The organism is Thermocatellispora tengchongensis (assembly GCF_014202315.1).
GTDB lineage: Bacteria > Actinomycetota > Actinomycetes > Streptosporangiales > Streptosporangiaceae > Thermocatellispora > Thermocatellispora tengchongensis.
Genome location: NZ_JACHGN010000010.1, coordinates 83,632 through 100,037, shown reverse-complemented (window position 1 = coordinate 100,037; position 16,406 = coordinate 83,632). Strand labels below are relative to the sequence as shown.

The 16,406-nt window shown below is 74.0% G+C and carries 13 protein-coding genes; 7 read left to right on the top strand and 6 right to left on the bottom strand.

What is annotated here, in order from left to right; genetic code table 11:
* Window positions 1-32 precede the first annotated feature (32 nt).
* Window positions 33-1,295, bottom strand: coding sequence for a serine hydrolase domain-containing protein (locus HNP84_RS23685; RefSeq protein WP_185052075.1), 1,263 nt, complete (start codon window positions 1,293-1,295; stop codon window positions 33-35).
* Window positions 1,296-1,569: 274 nt separating this feature from the next.
* Here HNP84_RS23685 and HNP84_RS23680 point away from each other — a divergent pair, with 274 nt between their 5' ends.
* Together HNP84_RS23680 and HNP84_RS23675 are read left to right on the top strand one after the other, a co-directional pair.
* On the top strand, window positions 1,570-2,814 hold the full coding sequence (locus HNP84_RS23680) for a sensor histidine kinase (RefSeq protein WP_185052074.1): 1,245 nt from the start codon (window positions 1,570-1,572) through the stop codon (window positions 2,812-2,814).
* Between the two features lie 2 nt (window positions 2,815-2,816).
* Complete coding sequence (locus tag HNP84_RS23675) at window positions 2,817-3,488, top strand: LuxR C-terminal-related transcriptional regulator (protein ID WP_312925565.1); 672 nt, start codon at window positions 2,817-2,819, stop codon at window positions 3,486-3,488.
* Between the two features lie 87 nt (window positions 3,489-3,575).
* Here HNP84_RS23675 and HNP84_RS23670 read toward each other — a convergent pair whose 3' ends face one another.
* From HNP84_RS23670 to HNP84_RS23660, 3 genes are all read right to left on the bottom strand, one after another.
* Entirely contained in the window at window positions 3,576-4,166 is a 591-nt protein-coding gene (locus HNP84_RS23670) for a Maf family protein (RefSeq protein WP_185052072.1), read from the bottom strand.
* Between the two features lie 69 nt (window positions 4,167-4,235).
* Entirely contained in the window at window positions 4,236-6,344 is a 2,109-nt protein-coding gene (gene ftsH / locus HNP84_RS23665; protein ID WP_246518547.1) for an ATP-dependent zinc metalloprotease FtsH, read from the bottom strand.
* Window positions 6,345-6,477: 133 nt separating this feature from the next.
* On the bottom strand, window positions 6,478-7,464 hold the full coding sequence (locus HNP84_RS23660; RefSeq protein ID WP_185052071.1) for a hypothetical protein: 987 nt from the start codon (window positions 7,462-7,464) through the stop codon (window positions 6,478-6,480).
* 108 nt (window positions 7,465-7,572) lie between these two features.
* Between HNP84_RS23660 and HNP84_RS23655 the strand changes: the two genes are divergently transcribed.
* From HNP84_RS23655 to HNP84_RS23645, 3 genes are all read left to right on the top strand, one after another.
* Window positions 7,573-8,607 (top strand): DUF3616 domain-containing protein, encoded by a 1,035-nt coding sequence (locus HNP84_RS23655; RefSeq protein ID WP_185052070.1) that lies wholly within the window; start codon window positions 7,573-7,575, stop codon window positions 8,605-8,607.
* A 94-nt stretch (window positions 8,608-8,701) separates the two neighbouring features.
* Window positions 8,702-10,027, top strand: a complete 1,326-nt coding sequence (locus HNP84_RS23650) for an MFS transporter (protein WP_221336646.1) — start codon at window positions 8,702-8,704, stop codon at window positions 10,025-10,027.
* A complete protein-coding gene (locus HNP84_RS23645) occupies window positions 10,014-10,733 on the top strand; it encodes a peptidyl-tRNA hydrolase (protein WP_185052069.1) in 720 nt (239 codons plus the stop codon). The genes HNP84_RS23650 and HNP84_RS23645 overlap by 14 nt, the downstream gene beginning before the upstream one ends.
* Here the strand turns inward: HNP84_RS23645 and metE are convergent.
* Window positions 10,728-12,911: a 5-methyltetrahydropteroyltriglutamate--homocysteine S-methyltransferase gene (gene metE, locus HNP84_RS23640; RefSeq protein WP_185052068.1), complete on the bottom strand. Its 2,184-nt coding sequence runs from the start codon at window positions 12,909-12,911 to the stop codon at window positions 10,728-10,730. The genes HNP84_RS23645 and metE overlap by 6 nt on opposite strands.
* Window positions 12,912-13,001: 90 nt before the next feature.
* Between metE and HNP84_RS23635 the strand changes: the two genes are divergently transcribed.
* A complete protein-coding gene (locus HNP84_RS23635) occupies window positions 13,002-13,895 on the top strand; it encodes a LysR family transcriptional regulator (RefSeq protein ID WP_185052067.1) in 894 nt (297 codons plus the stop codon).
* 14 nt (window positions 13,896-13,909) lie between these two features.
* On the opposite strand, the gene HNP84_RS51210 is transcribed toward HNP84_RS23635, so the two are convergent.
* A complete protein-coding gene (locus tag HNP84_RS51210; protein WP_221336645.1) occupies window positions 13,910-14,710 on the bottom strand; it encodes a helix-turn-helix domain-containing protein in 801 nt (266 codons plus the stop codon).
* A gap of 119 nt (window positions 14,711-14,829) precedes the next feature.
* Here HNP84_RS51210 and HNP84_RS23620 point away from each other — a divergent pair, with 119 nt between their 5' ends.
* The gene (locus HNP84_RS23620) at window positions 14,830-16,392 is read left to right on the top strand and encodes an NCS1 family nucleobase:cation symporter-1 (protein WP_185052066.1); all 1,563 of its coding nucleotides are present in this window, start codon (window positions 14,830-14,832) and stop codon (window positions 16,390-16,392) included.
* The last annotated feature ends 14 nt before the right edge of the window (window positions 16,393-16,406 follow it).

Here is a 16,406-nt window from a genome sequence, read left to right as displayed (position 1 = left end):
TCTGTGGAGGGCGGCTTCGTCGCGCCCTTGGGTCACGCCGGGGCGAGGGGCGGCCGGTTGCTGCTGCCGGTTCCGGCGGGCGGGGAGGTCGCCGGGCCGCAGTACGCGGCCTGGGTGATGGCCAGGAGCTTGGGGAGGGGCGAGTTCGCGTCGTCGAAGGCGGTCGTGTTGGTGGAGATCGCCAGGCGGCGGGCGTCGCGGGTGGCGAGGGCGAGGCTGGAGAAGCCGAAGGTGCCGCCGCCGTGGCCGTACAGGGTCTCGCCGCCGCACTCCGGGGGCAGGGTCAGCGTCATGACGCCGAGGCCGTAGCCGGCGATGCCGACCGTGCCGCCGGGGAAGGGGCGCAGCATCTCCGCGAGCAGCGGGGGCGGCAGTACGGCGCCGGTCAGCAGGGCGCCGAGGAAGGTGTTCAGGTCCCGGGTGGAGGAGATCATCGCGCCGGCGGCGTCCACGGCGGAGGGGTTGACGACGGTGATGTCCACGAGCCTACCGCCGGCCGTCATGTAGCCGTGGGCGTGCGGGCCGGGGATGTGCGGGTCCCGGTCGGGGGCGGAGGTGGCGGTGAGGCCGAGGGGCTTGATCAGGCGGCGGGTTACCTCCTGCTCCCAGGTACGGCCGGTGGCGTCCTGGATCAGCATGCCGAGCAGGATGTAGTTGGTGTTGCCGTAGCTCTGGGCGGTGCCGGGCTCGAACAGGCGGGGGTGGGCCGTGGCGACGGCGACCAGTTCCCCTGGGTGCCACTGCCGCCAGCGGTGGCGCAGCACCTCCTCCGGGTCCGACATGACCTCGGGGCGGTAGTTGGGGATGCCGCTGGTGTGCTGCAGGAGGTGCCGTACGGTGATCGGCGGATAGTCCGCAGGCAGCGCGTCCGGCAGGTACTCCTGGATCGGCCGGTCCAGGCCGATCCTGCCCTCGGCGACGAGTTGCAGGACCACGGTGGCCACGAAGGTCTTGGTGATGCTGCCGATGCGGAACCGGCCCTCGCGCGGGACGGGACGCGTACGGCCCGCCTCGGCGCTGCCCGCCGTACCCGCCCAGCGGGCGTCCCGCCCGCTCACCCTGGCCTGTACGCCCACCACCGAGTCGCCGACCGCCGCCTCCAGGGCGGCGTGGACCGCCCGTTTGTCGAAGGGGGCGGGCGCGGACGATCCGGACGCGGCGGGGTTCGAGGGGCGCGCGGGCGTGTGAGTGAGGGGCGTGGCCGAGGCCGGCGCGGCGGTCAGGAGGCAGGTGAGGGCCACGGCGGACGCCATCAGGCTCAGGCATGCCGCCGGGGTCATGGGTGTCGATCGCATGGCTTCATGGCAGCCGATCGGGATGTGCCGCGTCACGGGCGTGTGGTGGAGTCCCGGGGTAGAGCGCGGTCTACCCCTGCACGGCTTCATGGCCGCCGGTTGGGGACGTGCGGCGGCACGGGCGCGTGGTGGAGTTCCGGGACGGCTTCATCGCCTCCGATCGGGGACGCGCGGCGCACGGGCTCATGGTGGTTCCTGGGTAGAGCGCGGTCTACCTCTGAGGTGGATCGGGTGGTATGTCCATCGGGGATGATCGGTCGTAGGGTCTGCGGGGATGGCTGGTATCCGCGTATCTCCGGGGCAGGCGCCGGCCTGGGCGCCGTGGCGGCTGGTGTTCTCCGCCCGGCCGTGGCGGTCGGTGGCGTACCTGGGCACGGGGGCCCTGGTGGGGTTCGGGGTGCTGCTCTGCGTCGTGTTCACGGTGGTGGCGTTCTCGGTGCTGCTGGTGCCGCTGTGGGTGCTGGTGGTGGCCCCGCTGGAGCGGCACAGGTTGCGGCTGCTCGGACACCCCCTGCTGCACAGCCCGCACGCCGCGTCCGCCTCCGGTGTACGGGGGTGGCTGCGGGAGCCGGCCACATGGCGGGAGACCGCGTGGTGCCTGCTGCTCGCGCTCCTGGGCCTGGGGAACGCGGTCGTGCTGATGGGGACCGTGGTGCCGGCCGGGCTGTTGCTCGGCTCGCCCCTGTTGTACGCCCTGGGGCTGCTGGACGACGCGGGGATCTCGGCCACGTCGTGGTGGCCGACGCTGCCGCTGGCGGGGGCGGGGGTGCTCACCCTGGTGGCCGCGTGTTACGTGTGGACCGCGCTCGCCGCCGCCGAGGCCGCCCTCGCCCGTACGCTGCTGTCGCCGCGCGAGGAGGAGCTGGAGAGCCGGCTCGCCGAGGTCGTGCGGTCGCGGATCACGCTCGCCGACGCCTTCGAGCACGAGCGGCGGCGGATCGAGCGCGACCTGCACGACGGCGCCCAGGAGCGGCTGGTGGCGCTGAGCCTGACGCTGGGCCTGGCGGAGCTGGAGCTCGCGGGCCCGGAGTCGCGGCCCACCGCGCGGGAGCTGGTCGCCAGGGCGCGGGCGCAGGCCGAGGAGGCGATGGTGGCCCTGCGTGCCACGGTGCGGGGCATCCACCCGCAGGTGCTCACCGATCACGGACTGGCGGAGGCCGTACGGGAGGTGGCCGGCCGCTCGCCCGTGCCGGTGGCGGTAGACCTGGACGTGCCCCGGCTGCCCGCGGGGGTGGAGTCGGCGGCGTACTTCGCGGTCACCGAGGCCCTGACCAACGCCGCCCGGCACAGCGGCGCGGCGCGCGCCGAGGTGACCGGCCGGTACTCGGCCGAGGACGGGCGGCTCACCCTGGTGATGCGTGACGACGGGCGGGGCGGGGCGAGGTTCGCCGACGGCGGCGGGCTGGCGGGGCTGCGCGAGCGGGTCGGCGTGTACGGCGGGAGCCTGGCGGTGGACAGCCCGCCCGGCGGGCCGACCGTGGTGACCGTGGTGGTTCCCTGTGCGCGGGAGGGGCGCTGAAGGTGCGAGTGGTGCTGGCCGAGGACTCGGTCCTGCTCCGGGAGGGCCTGGCGGGCCTGCTGGCCCGGTTCGGGCACGAGGTGGCCGCCTCGGTGGGCGACGCGGAGGCGCTGGTCCGGGCGGTGGAAGGGCTGACGGCGGCGGGCGGGCCGCCCGACGTGGTGGTGACCGACGTACGGATGCCGCCCGGCCACGCCGACGACGGGCTGGTCGCGGCGGTGGAACTGCGCCGCCGCCACCCGGGGCTCGGCATCCTCGTGCTCTCGCAGTACATCGCCGACGCGTACGCCGCCGAGCTGATCGAGCGCACGTCGGGGCCGGGCGGCGTCGGCTACCTGCTCAAGGACCGCATCGGGCGACTGACCGAGTTCGCCGCCGCCCTGGACGCGGTGGCGGGCGGCGGCGTCGTGATCGACCCCGAGGTCGTACGCCACCTGCTCACCCGCCGCGCCCCCGGCGGCGGCCCGCTGGACCGCCTGACCCCACGGGAGCGCCAGGTGCTCGCCCTCATGGCGGAGGGCCGGGCGAACGCCGAGATCGCCGAGCACCTGGTGGTCACCGAGCACGCCGTGGCCAAGCACATCGGCAACATCTTCGCCAAGCTGGACCTGTCGCCCGCGGAGGGCCACCGCCGGGTCCGGGCGGTGCTCGCCTACCTGAGGTTGAGGTCGTGACGCCCGCGGCGGCCCGGGCGCGTACGGCGGCGGTCAGCGGGCCGTGCTCGGGCCTACTCGGCCGTGCACGGCCCTACTTGTCGGGGGCTAGGAACGCCACAAATCGGTGACCTGGACGCCCAGTTCGGCGAACAGGCGGCGGAGCAGGGGCAGGGAGATGCCCAGCACGTTGCCGTGGTCGCCGTCAATGCCGTCCACGAACCAGCCGCCACGTCCGTCGAGGGTGAACGCGCCGGCGACCCGCAGGGGCTCGCCGCTCGCGACGTAGGCGTCGATCTCGGCGTCGGACGGGGTGCCGAAGCGGACCTCGCTGGAGGCGACCTCGGCCACCTCGCGCCCGCTCCCCGCCTCGATGACGCAGTGCCCGGTCAGAAGCCGCCCGGTCTTGCCGCGCATCTCGCGCCAGCGCGTCACCGCCTCCTGTGGCGAGCCGGGCTTCCCGTACGCGCGTCCGCCGAGGTCGAGCACCGAGTCGCAGCCGATGACCAGCCCGGCGTCCAGAGCGCCCGCCACCGTCCGCGCCTTGGCCTGCGCCAGAACCAGCGCCAGCTCGGCGGGGGTCTCGGCGGTGACCGCCTCCTCGTCCACCCCGCTCACGATCACCTTGGGGTCGAGCCCGGCACTGCGCAGCAGAGCCAGGCGGGCAGGGGACGCGGAAGCGAGCACGATCGTCGTCACGTCCCCTCACCCTAGCCGACCACCGCCCCCGGCGGTTCCCGGCGGACGAGCAGCAGGGCGCGGAGGGCGTCAGCCGTGGACGGGTGGGAGGGGTGGGGGCTGGGTGGGTCTGTGGGGGTGGGGGAGGCCGGCGGCGGTGTAGGCCTGGGTCTCGTCCAGGGTCTCGTTCTCCAGCAGGGCGGTGACGATGGCGTCCAGGCGGTCGCGGTTCTCGGTCAGGACTCGGATGGCCACCTCGTAGCACTCGTCCACGATGCGGCGGGCCTCCTGGTCCACGGCGGCGAGGGTGGCGGGGGCGGCGGCGGGCTGGCCCCCGTCGGGGGAGGCGGGCAGGATGGTGAGGGGGCCGATCTTGGGAGACATGCCCCAGCGGCCGACCATGCCCCGGGCGATGGAGGTGACCTGCTCCAGGTCGCTCTCGGAGCCGGTGGTGATCACGCCGTACACGACCTGCTCGGCGGCCATGCCGCCGAGGGCGCCGATGATGCGGCCGCGCAGGTAGCGCTCGTCGTAGTTGTAGCGGTCGGAGTCGGGGGTGGACAGGGTGACGCCGAGGGCCCGGCCGCGCGGGATGATGGAGATCTTCCGCACGGGGTCGGCGCCCTCCTGCAGCATGCCGAGCAGCGCGTGCCCCGCCTCGTGGTACGCCGTGCGGCGCCGCTCCTCCTCCGGCATCACGATCGCACGGGCCGTGCCGAGTTGCAGCTTCTCCAGGGCGTCGGCGAAGTCGGCGGGGGCGACGGCGGTCCGGCCGCGCTTGGCCGCCAGAAGGGCGGCCTCGTTGACCAGGTTGGCCAGGTCGGCGCCGGTCATGCCGGGGCTGGACTTGGCCAGCCGGCCGAGGTCGACGTCGGGCGCGAGCGGCACGCCGCGGGTGTGCACCTTCAGGATGGCGACGCGGCCGGTGGCGTCGGGCGGGGCCACCATCACCGTACGGTCGAAGCGGCCGGGCCGCAGCAGCGCGGGGTCGAGGATCTCGGGCCGGTTGGTCGCGGCGATGACGATGACGCCCTCCGAGCCGGTGAAGCCGTCCATCTCGGTGAGGATCTGGTTGAGCGTCTGCTCCCGCTCGTCGTGGCCGCCGACGGCCATGCCGCCGCGCGTACGCCCGATGGCGTCGATCTCGTCGATGAAGATGATGCTCGGCGCGACCTTGCGGGCCTCCATGAACAGGTCGCGCACCCGCGAGGCCCCCACGCCGACGATCATCTCGATGAACTCCGAGGCGCTGGCGGAGAAGAACGGCACGTTCGCCTCGCCCGCGACGGCGCGGGCCAGCAGGGTCTTGCCGGTGCCGGGCGGGCCCGCGAGAAGCACGCCCTTGGGCAGCTTGGCGCCCAGCCTGCGGTACTTCTCCGGCTCCTTGAGGTAGTCCACGACCTCCACGAGCTCGTTCTCGACCTCGTCGATGCCGGCCACGTCGTCGAAGGTGACCCGCACCTCGCCCGTCTCGACCGGCTTGGCGGCCCGGCTCCGGCCCAGCCCGCCCAGGCCGCCGCCGCCGAGCATGCCGGCGGAGCGGCGGATGAACCAGATGTACAGCCCGGCGAGCAGGGCGACCGGCAGCAGCGACAGCAGCAGGTTCACCAGGAAGCCGCGCTGCGTGGCGATGGGCTCGGCGCGCACCACCACTCCGCGCGAGGCCATCTGCTGGTAGATGTCGTCGTCGGCGAACGTCGGCCGTTCGGTGACGAACCTGGTGTAGGTGACGTTGTCGGAGTCCTTGGCCGGCTGCTTGAGGTTGCCCTGGATCGAGTCGCCCTGGGCGTAGATGTCCTTGACGTTGCCGTTGCGCACCTGCTCGGTGAACTGGGTGTAGGCGATCGTCTCGGGCTGCTCGGCGTCGAAGAAGGAGGAGACGAAGAAGAACAGGGCGTAGGCGGCGACGAGGGTCATCGCGAACCGCCACCAGTTGATCTTGGGCCGCTGGCTCTTGCCGCCGCGGTCGCCGAGCCCTTCGATGCGCCAGGGCTTGGGCCGGTCGTCCCCGTTCTCCCTGCGGGCGGCGTCGCGCCGCCCGTTGCGGGCCTCGCCGTTGCGCCCGGCCTCGCGTGCGCCCCGGTCGGTGTCGCTCACCCCGGGCGGGGCCGGCTTGCGCACGGAGGCGTGGACGAAGCCGCCCGTCGCCGCGGTGCCGTCCGATGGGGGGCCGGCGGGGCCGTGCGGCCCGGCGTTCATATGGTGCTTCCGGTCATATGGATATTCTGCCCATGAATCGCGATCATGCTTCGAGACCGTCTTTGTCACGAAACATCCCCATATTTCCCCATGGGCTGCGCGGCTAACCGGGCCCGCACGTCCCGCACGGCGCCTAGCGCATCGGGCGTATCCGGGAGATCAGGGTGTTGATGTCGCGCCACCGGGAGCGCTGCGCGTCGGGGATGCTGACGAACACCAGGGCCGGCTTGGCCGCCTTCGGGGGCTCGACCAGCGCGACCGCGGCCATGGAGGACCGCTTCTCGCCCTTGACCTGGTACTTCACCCGGTAGGCGAGCACCCGGCCGTACTTCGCGGGCTGGGAGGCGACCCAGCTCAGGGTCGCGCCCCTGGGCTGGTGGTTGAGCGTCCAGCGGGCGGCGAGCAGGGCGGTGTCGCGCAGGTCGTCCTGCACCTCGATCGGCACCGGGCAGGAGACGATCAGCGCGCGGTGCCCGGCGCCCTTCGCGGCCGGGAGGACCTGGCGGGTGCGGAACGGGGAGGCGGCGGCCCGCTTCCACGGCCCGCCGAGGCGCGGGAGGTGGACGCGGGAGCGGCGGTCGATGATCCTGCCGGCGACCCGGGCGGGTTTGCCGGGCAGTTTGCCCAGCTTCGCCCGCTCCGGCTCGCCGGGCACCCGGGGATCGTCCAGCGCGTCCTCCATCGCCGTACGCTCGGGCGCGGAGACCGGCGGGGGCGAGGCGGCGAGCGTGGGCGGGGCCACGGGGGATGCGGGCGAGGGCGGCGCGGCCGATGGCGCGGCGATCGGCCGGGACGGAGCCTCACCCGGTTGGGCCCGCAGCACGAGCAGCACGACCGCCGCGGCCGCGGCCACGACGATCGCCAGGCCCGCGGCCGCGATCCTATACACGACCCGCATCGGCAGGTCGCCGATGCGGGACAGCGGCGTGCGCGTGGCCGTCTTGGGCGGGAACGGCGGCGGGCTCACCGTGATACGGGGCAGCGGCGCGGTCTCCGCCTCCGCCGCCACGTACGACGGCACCGCCCGGCCCCGTCGGGGAGCCGGATCGGCCTCGGCCGCCGGCGCGGCGGCGAACCCTGCCCCTCCTGCCCCCGATTCCCCACCCACCCCATCGAGCACGATCGGGAGCGTACGACATATCACGTCTTTTCGCGGCAGAACCTAATCACACTTCGGGAACGACACCCCCATCTGTCCGAATTGCCCCCTCGCTGGCATGATGGCGAAATGCAACACCAGGTGGAGCTGCGTTTCCACGCCGATTCCCGCGACGCCCAGACCCACACCAACCTCTCCGCCATCCGCGCCGACGGTCCCGGGCTCTGGGTCGCCGGCGACGAGACGGCCACCATCGAGCACCTGTCCTTCGCCGGCGGCCGCTACGACGGCCAGCGCGGCTTCGCCCTGGCCGACTTCGTGGAACTGCCCGCCGGACGCGACGACGAGGCCGACATCGAGGGCATCGGCCTGAGCGACGGCTGGCTGTGGGCGGTCGGCTCGCACAGCCTCAAGCGCAGGCGGGTCAAGACCACCGACCCGCAGAAGGCCAGGAAGCGCCTGGCCACGGTGGTGCGGGAGGAGAACCGGTTCGTCCTGGTACGCCTGCCGGTGACCGGCAGGGGCACCCCGTACGCGACCCCGGTGCGCCGCGACGGCGACCGTACCGCCGCGATCCTGGCCGGCAAGGGCGACAACCTGGCCGACATCCTGGCCGATGACCCGCACCTGGCGCCGTTCCTGCGCCTGCCGGGCAAGGACAACGGGCTGGACATCGAGGGCATCGCGGTCAAGGGCGACCGGCTCTACATCGGGCTGCGCGGGCCGGTGCTGCGCGGCTGGGCGGTGCTGCTGGAGATCCGTCCCAGGCAGCACCACTCCGACCCGCACCGGCTGCGGCTCGGCGAGATCGACGGGCATCCGTACCGCACGCACTTTCTGGACCTGCGCGGGCTCGGCATCCGCGACCTCAGCCCGCACGGTGACGACCTGCTCATCCTGACCGGCCCGAGCATGGACCTGGACGGCCCCGTACGCGTGGTGCGCTGGCGCGACGCGCTGATCACCGACGCGCCCGCCGTCCTCACCGCCGCGGACCTGGAGGTGGTCGCCGACCTGCCCTACGGCGACGGCGACGACCACCCCGAGGGGCTGACCGTGCTGAACGGCGACACGCTCATGGTCGTCTACGACAGCCCGGCGCCGGCCCGGCTCACCCCCGAGGGCGGCGTGTACGCCGACCTGATCCCGCTCCCCCGGACGTGACCGGGCCGATCTCGATGATCTTGGCCCGATGGTTGCGCATATTGGCATCCGGGCCACTCGTGACGCGGCCGGGCGCCCGGCGATGATGGCCCGCATGACGCTGACCACCGACGGAAAGAGCGGAACCGGCGGGCGCCGGACGAGCCGGCGCGGGCTCCACCGGGCGTGGATCGTGGCCGGGGTGGCGTTCGTGGCCATCGTGGGCGCGGCCGGGTTCCGGGCCACCCCCGGCGTGCTGATCACGCCGCTGGAGGAGGCGTTCGGCTGGACGCGCGGCGAGATCTCACTGGCCGTCTCGGTCAACCTGATGCTCTACGGCCTCACCGCGCCCTTCGCCGCCGCGCTCATGGACCGCCTCGGCATGCGCCTCGTCGTCACCGGCGCGCTGGCGCTGGTCGCGGCGGGCAGCGGCCTGACCGTGTTCATGACGGCGAGCTGGCAGCTCGTGCTGTGCTGGGGCGTGCTGGTGGGCCTGGGCACCGGCTCGATGGCGCTGGCCTTCGTGGCCACGGTCACCGACCGCTGGTTCGTACACCACCGCGGGCTGGTCACGGGCGTGCTGACCGCGGGCGGGGCCGCCGGGCAGCTCGTCTTCCTGCCCGTGCTCGCCCACCTGGCCGGGCACCAGGGCTGGCGGGTCGCCTCCCTCACGGTCGCGGGCGCCGCGCTCGCCGTCGTGCCGCTGGTGCTGCTGTTCCTGCGCGACCACCCGCGCGACGTCGGCCTGACCGCCCTGGGCGCCGGGGAGGAGGCGCCGCCCCCGGCCCGCGCCCACGGCGGGGCGGCCAGGCGGGCGCTGGCGGTGCTCGGCCGGGCCGCGCGCACCAAGGCGTTCTGGCTGCTCGCGGGCGGCTTCGCGATCTGCGGCGCGAGCACCAACGGGCTGGTCGGCACCCACTTCATCCCGGCCGCGCACGACCACGGCATGGCCGAGCCCGTCGCGGCGAGCCTGCTGGCCCTGATCGGGATCTTCGACATCGCGGGCACGGTCGCCTCGGGCTGGCTGAGCGACCGGGTCGACTCGCGCATCCTGCTCGGCGCCTACTACGGCCTGCGCGGCGCGTCGCTGATCGTGCTGCCGTCGCTGTTCTCGGCCACCACCGAGCCGAGCACGCTGATCTTCATCGTCTTCTACGGCCTGGACTGGGTGGCGACGGTGCCGCCCACGGTCGCGTTGTGCCGCAAGATCTACGGCCCCGACGGTGCGGTGGTCTTCGGCTGGGTGTTCGCCTCGCACCAGGTGGGCGCGGCCATCGCGGCCTCGGCCGCCGGGCTCACCCGCGACCACCTGGGGAACTACGACCTGGCCTGGTACGGCGCCGGCGTGCTGTGCGCGTTCGCCGCGGTGATGTCCCTGCGCATCGGGCGCGGGCGGGCGGCGGCGCCGGCGGGGGCAGACTTGAAGGATGCACGAGGCTGAAGCAGAGGAGAAGCGGGCCCTCCCGCTCGTGGTGCGGATCGAGCGGGCCGAGCCGCCGCGGCGTACCGACGCGCTGGAGGCGGCGGCGCGGGCGGTGCTGACGCTGCTCACCGACCCCCGGGTGACCGGCGCCGAGGGCGAGTGGGCCGCGGCGGTGCGGTCCTGGGAGCGGATCGGGATCAGGAAGGTCGTGCGCCGGGCGCGCGGCGGCGAGTGGCGGCGGGTGCTCGACCTGCCCGGCATCACCGTGGCCCACCGCACCGCCGAGGTGCGGGTGCACCCGCCGGTCCCGCTCGACGACTGGCCCCGCGACCTGGCCCGGCTCCAGGTGCGCGGCACCGAGCTGGACGACCCCGAGCCGGTCCCGCCGCCCGGCGAGGAGGTCGTGCTCTGGCTCAACCCCGGCCTGGAGATGTCGGCGGGCAAGGCCATGGCACAGGCGGGCCACGCGGCCCAGCTCGCCTGGTGGGACACACCGGAGGCGGTCCGCGAGTCCTGGCTCGCGGCCGGTCTGCCCCTGGCGGTGCGCCCGGCGCCGCCGGAGCGCTGGGAGGAGCTGACCGGCAGCGGCCTGCCCGTGGTGCGCGACGCCGGCTTCACCGAGGTCGCCCCGGGCTCCTGCACGGTGGTGGCCGAGGCCCCGTGGCTGCGCGCCGACGGCTACCGCCCGGCCGCGGCCGGTCCGCTCCGCAACCAGGGGCTATAGCCGGGCCCGCAGCCGCCGCGCCACCGCGACCAGGGTGGTCAGGGCGGCCTCCACCTGCGGGTAGGTCCGGGTCTTCAGCCCGCAGTCGGGGTTGACCCACACCCGCTCGGCGGGCAGCACGGCGAGCGCGGCGCGTACCGACTTCTCGACCTCGGCCTCCGTGGGCACGCGCGGGGAGTGGATGTCGTACACGCCCGGGCCGAGGCCGCGGCCGAAGCCGGCGACGGCGGGCTCGGCCAGCAGGCGCGCGTGCGAGCGGGCCGACTCCACGCTCGTCACGTCGGCGTCGAGGGCGTCCACGGCGGCCAGGATGCTCTCGGCGTCGGAGTAGCACAGGTGGGTGTGGATCTGGGTGCGGTCGCCCGCGCCCGAGGTGGCCCGGCGGTACGCGGCCACCGCCCACTCCAGGTAGCGCTCCCGCTCGGCCTGCCCGCGCAGCGGCAGCAGCTCGCGCAGCGCGGGCTCGTCCACCTGCACGATCGCGGTCCCGGCGGCCTCCAGGTCGCGCACCTCCTCGCGCACGGCGTCCGCCACCTGGAACACCACCTCGCGCAGCGGCAGGTCGTCCCGGACGAACGACCACGCCACGATCGTGACCGGGCCGGTGAGCATGCCCTTGACCGGCTTGGCGGTGAGCGACTGGGCGTAGGAGGTCCAGCGCACGGTGATCGGCGCGGGCCGGCGCACGTCGCCGTGCAGGATCGGCGGGCGGGTGCAGCGCGAGCCGTAGGACTGCACCCAGCCGTGCCGGGTGACCGCGAAGCCCTCCAGATGCTCGGCGAAGTACTGCACCATGTCGTTGCGCTCGGGCTCGCCGTGCACCAGCACGTCCAGGCCGAGCCGTTCCTGCAGCCGGATCACCCGCTCGATCTCGGCGCGCACCAGGCCCTCGTACGCGGCCTCGTCCAGCTCGCCGGACGCCAGCGCGGCCCGCGCCGCCCGCAGCTCCCCGGTCTGCGGGAACGACCCGATCGTGGTGACGGGCAGGGGCGGCAGCCCCAGCGCCTCGGCCTGGGCCGCCGCCCGCACGGCGTACGGGCTGCGCCCGCCGCCGCTCACCGATGCCGGCGCGGCCGGCGCGTGTACGGCGGGGGCCGGGGCCGTCACGGCGCCGGGCAGGGCGGCGGCCAGCTCCACGACCTCGGCCACCTTCTGCTCGGCGAACGCCAGCCGCTCGCGCACCGCCGGGTCGAGCCCGTCCTCGCGCGTCACGTCGTACGGGACGTGCAGCAGCGAGCACGAGGTGCTCACCACGACCTGGGCCGCGTGCTCGCGCACGGCCAGCAGTGCGCGCAGCGCCCGCTCCCGGTCGGTCCGCCACACGTCGCGCCCGGACACCACGCCCGCGACCACGGTCTTGCCGGCGAGCACGCCCAGCCCCTCCGGCGCGCCCCGGACGAGGTCCAGGCCGATCGCCTCCACCGGCGTGGCGGCCAGCGCCGGCAGCGCGTCCCCCAGCCCGCCGAAGTACGACGCCACGAACAGCGCGGGCCGCCGCGTCACCGCCCCCAGCCGCTCGTACGCCCGCCGCAGCGCCGCGATCTCGGCCGCGGTGCGGTCGGCCACGAAGGCGGGCTCGTCGAACTGCACCCACGCGACCCCCTCGCCGGCCAGGACGCCGAGCAGCCGCTCGTACTCCCCCAGCACGTCATCGAGCCGGCCCAGGTCCGAGCCGCCCTCGCTGAGCAGCAGGAACGTCACCGGCCCGAGCAGCACCGGCCGCGTCTCGCACCCCAGCGCCCGCGCTTCCCGCACCTCCCCCACCGGCTTGGCCGGGTCCAGCCGGAAGACGGTCTCCGGGCCGATCTCGGGCACGATGTAGTGGTAGTTGGTGTCGAACCACTTGGTCATCCGCAGCGGCGGCACGCCGTCGGTCCCCCGCGCCATCGCGAAGGCCGTGTCCTCCGGCGTCGCCGCCCGGTAGCGCTCGGGAACCGCGCCCAGCATGATCGCGGTGTCGAGCACGTGGTCGTAGCAGGAGAACGTGTTCGACGGCAGCGCCCCGAGCCCCAGCTCGTCCAGCCTGCGCCAGGTGGCGGCCCTCAGCTCGGCGCCGGTGCGGCGCAGCTCCTCGATCGTCGCCCGCCCGTCCCAGTACGCCTCCAGCGCCCGCTTCAGCTCGCGGCGCGGCCCGATGCGCGGATACCCGAGCACGGTCGAGGCGGGAAAGGGGATCATCGGCAACTCCTTTCGGTACGTGCCCGGCATGCTGCCGTGCCCCCGCGCCCCGGATCGCGATCGATAAGCAATGGCAATAGATTGGGCGATGTGGAGCGAGGGCCGGAGATCCGCGACGTCAGGTGCTTCGCGGCCGTGGGCCGGCATCTCGGGTTCTCCAGGGCGGCGGTGGAGCTGGGGCTCTCGCAACCCGCGGTCTCGCAGGCCATCGGGCGGCTGGAGCGCACCCTCGGCGTGCGGCTGTTCGACCGGACAAGCCGGGAGGTGCGGCTGACGGCGGCCGGGGAGGCGCTGCTGCCGTACGCGGGGGCGCTGCTCGGGGCCGCCCGCGAGTTCGCCGCGGAGGCGGCCCGGCTGGCCGAGCCGGCGGCCCCGGCCATTCGCCTCGCTTATGCCCCGGTCGTGGGCACGCTGGCGGCCCGGGTGGCGCGGCGGCTGGGGCGGCGCGGGATCGGGGTGGAGCTGCGCCCGGCGGGACGGCGGGCGGCACTGGCCGGGATCGCGGGCGGGGAGGTGTCGGCGGCCGTGCTCGCGGCGCCGTTCCCGGCGGACCTCGCCACCGCCGCGCGGTTCCACGTGCCCGTGGCGCATCTGGCGGTGCCCGCGGGCGACCCGCTGGCCACGGCGGCGCGGCTGCGGCCCGACCGGCTGGGCGGGCGGCGGGTGCTGATGCCGCGCGAGCGTCCGCCGGGCGGGATGTGGGCGCGGCTGGCCGCCCGGCTGCCCGCGCCCGGCGGGCCGTACGCGGTGGCCGACGAGATCGACGACTTCGCGGCGGCGCTGGACCTCGTGGCGGCCGGGACGGGCGTGCTGCCGGTGCCGCAGCTCCTGGTGCGCTCGGTGCGCCGCGACGACGTGCGGTTCGTGCCGCTCGACGTGCCCGGCCTGCGCATCACGTACGCGCTGGCCTGGCGGCCCGACCGGGCCTCGGCCGATCTGCTCACCCTGGCCGGGGCGGTGCAGGAGACCCTGTGGACCAGATGATCAGCCGTGCACGATCAACCGTGCACGATCAACCACGTCGCCACGGCGCTGGCGCTCCGGTGCCGGTTGGCGATGATGTGGGGGCGGCTGCACGGGAACGTGACGGAGTCGCCGGGGCCCAGCGTGACCTCCTCCGACTCGAACTCGATGGTCAGCTCGCCCTCGGTGACCGTGCCGACCTCGTAGCCCTCGTGCCGCAGGAACCGGCCGTGCGCGGTGGAGGTCGAGCCGGGCGGATAGACCGACTCGAAGAACTCCACGCCGGGCGTGGGCACCGGTGACAGCCTGCGGAACAGCACGCCGTCCTTGAGCACGAGCGGGGCCACCTCGCCGGCCCGGCGGACCACGACGCCCCCGGGCTCGGCGACGCCGAAGGCACCGGCGGAGGTCCCGGCGGTCGTCTCACCGGTGGTCTCGGCAGCGGTCGCGCCGGTCGTCCCGGCAGCGGTCGCGCCGGTCGTCCCGGCAGCGGTCGCGCCGGTCGTCCCGGCAGCGGTCGCGCCGGTCGTCCCGGCAGCGGTCGCGCCGGTGGTCTTGGCGGTGGTCTTGGCGGTGGTCTTGGCGGTGGTCTTCGGGGTCGTCTCGCCGGTGGCCTCGTCGAAGACGGCGGCGAGCGGCACGCCGAGGGCGGTGACGATCGCGATCAGCCTGCTGACCGAGGGCCGCAGCGCACCGCGCTCGATCTGGGAGACCGCGCTCGGCGAGATGTCCAGCTCGCGGGCGAGCGCGCGCAGCGACATGCCGGACCTCACGCGCAGCTCGCGCAGCCGCTCGCCGAGCCTCTCGGTGGAGATCGCGGGGGGTTCAGGCGTCATTCGTCACAGGGGCTTTACAAGCGGGAAATTCGGCGCCGGGTGTTAAGTCATACATTCACACCAAGGCGTTAAGTGGTCGCTTAACACGTGCGCGAAAATCCTACCCCCCGGAAGTGCACATGACCGAATTCAGCACCCCCCTGCCCTCCTCCGCGGCGGCCGTGTCCACCGGCCCCGCCGTGATCAAGCCCGGTTACGATCCCCGCCTGGCCAACGAGGACCTGGCGCCGCTGCGGCAGCAGTCCTGGTCCTCCTACAACATCTTCGCGTTCTGGATGTCGGACGTGCACAGCGTCGGCGGCTACGTCACCGCGGGCAGCCTGTTCGCGCTCGGCATCGCGAGCTGGCAGGTGTTGTTCGCCCTCGTCGCCGGCATCGTCATCGTCAACGTCTTCTGCAACCTGGTGGCCAAGCCCAGCCAGGTCACCGGAGTGCCGTACCCGGTGATCAACCGGGCGGTGTTCGGCGTGCTCGGCGCGAACGTGCCGGCCGTGATCCGCGGCGCCATCGCCATCGCCTGGTACGGCGTGCAGACCTACCTCGCCTCCCAGTCGCTCATCATCATCTTCCTGAAGTTCTGGCCCGCCACCGCGGCGCTGAACGACGCCGGCAGGTACGGCTTCCTCGGCCTGTCCGCGCTCGGCTACATCTGCTACGCGATCCTGTGGGTCGCCCAGGCCGCGGTGTTCTGGAAGGGCATGGAGGCGATCCGCCGCTTCATCGACTGGGCCGGCCCGGCCGTGTACGTCGTGATGCTGGTGCTGGCCGGCTACCTGGTGGCCGAGGCGGGCTGGGGGAACATCAGCCTGGACCTGTCGCAGGGCGAGAGCCTGGGCTTCGCCGAGTCGATCCCGGTGATGCTGAGCGCCATCGCGCTGGTGGTGTCGTACTTCTCCGGCCCGATGCTGAACTTCGGCGACTTCTCCCGCTACGGCCGGAGCTTCGAGGCGGTCAAGCGCGGCAACCTGCTCGGCCTGCCGGTCAACTTCCTGTTCTTCTCGCTGCTGACCGTGATCACCGCCTCGGCGACGGTGCCGGTGTTCGGCGAGCTGATCACCGACCCGATCCACACCGTGGAGCGGATCGGCACGCCGTTCGCGATCCTGCTCGGCGGGCTCACCTTCGTGATCGCCACCATCGGCATCAACATCGTGGCCAACTTCATCTCCCCGGCCTTCGACTTCTCCAACGTCAGCCCGCAGCGCATAAGCTGGCGCACCGGCGGCATGATCGCCGCGGTCGGGTCGGTGCTGCTCACCCCCTGGAACTGGTACGGCAACCCCGACGCCATCCACTACACGCTCGGTCTGCTCGGCGCGCTGATCGGGCCGCTGTTCGGCATCCTGATCGCCGGCTACTACGCGATCTCGCGGCAGAAGGTGTCGGTGGACGATCTTTTCACGCTGGAACCCACTGGGCGATACTGGTTCCGCAACGGATACAACCCCAACGCGCTGTGGGCGGTCGCGGCGAGCGGGGTGCCCGCGATCCTGTCGGTGCTCCTGCCCAAGATGCTGCTCGACCTCGGCGTGACGAGCGTGGACGCGACCTGGATCAGCGACTACAGCTGGTTCATCGGCTGCGGCCTCGGGTACGCCGCGTTCGTCCTGCTGGAGCGGGCGTCGCCGCGGATCTCGGTCCCGGCCGGCGCCGAAGAGGCGACCGGCGGCGCGCGCCCGTGACCGACCCCCTGACC

Bases quoted from the DNA above. Each gene is read 5' to 3' on its own strand.
- HNP84_RS23685 (WP_185052075.1), bottom strand. From the start codon at position 1,295: ATGCGATCGACACCCATGACCCCGGCGGCATGCCTGAGCCTGATGGCG.
- HNP84_RS23680 (WP_185052074.1), top strand. From the start codon at position 1,570: ATGGCTGGTATCCGCGTATCTCCGGGGCAGGCGCCGGCCTGGGCGCCG.
- ftsH (WP_246518547.1), bottom strand. From the start codon at position 6,344: ATGAACGCCGGGCCGCACGGCCCCGCCGGCCCCCCATCGGACGGCACC.
- HNP84_RS23655 (WP_185052070.1), top strand. From the start codon at position 7,573: ATGCAACACCAGGTGGAGCTGCGTTTCCACGCCGATTCCCGCGACGCC.
- HNP84_RS23650 (WP_221336646.1), top strand. From the start codon at position 8,702: ATGACGCTGACCACCGACGGAAAGAGCGGAACCGGCGGGCGCCGGACG.
- HNP84_RS23645 (WP_185052069.1), top strand. From the start codon at position 10,014: ATGCACGAGGCTGAAGCAGAGGAGAAGCGGGCCCTCCCGCTCGTGGTG.
- metE (WP_185052068.1), bottom strand. From the start codon at position 12,911: ATGATCCCCTTTCCCGCCTCGACCGTGCTCGGGTATCCGCGCATCGGG.
- HNP84_RS51210 (WP_221336645.1), bottom strand. From the start codon at position 14,710: ATGACGCCTGAACCCCCCGCGATCTCCACCGAGAGGCTCGGCGAGCGG.
- HNP84_RS23620 (WP_185052066.1), top strand. From the start codon at position 14,830: ATGACCGAATTCAGCACCCCCCTGCCCTCCTCCGCGGCGGCCGTGTCC.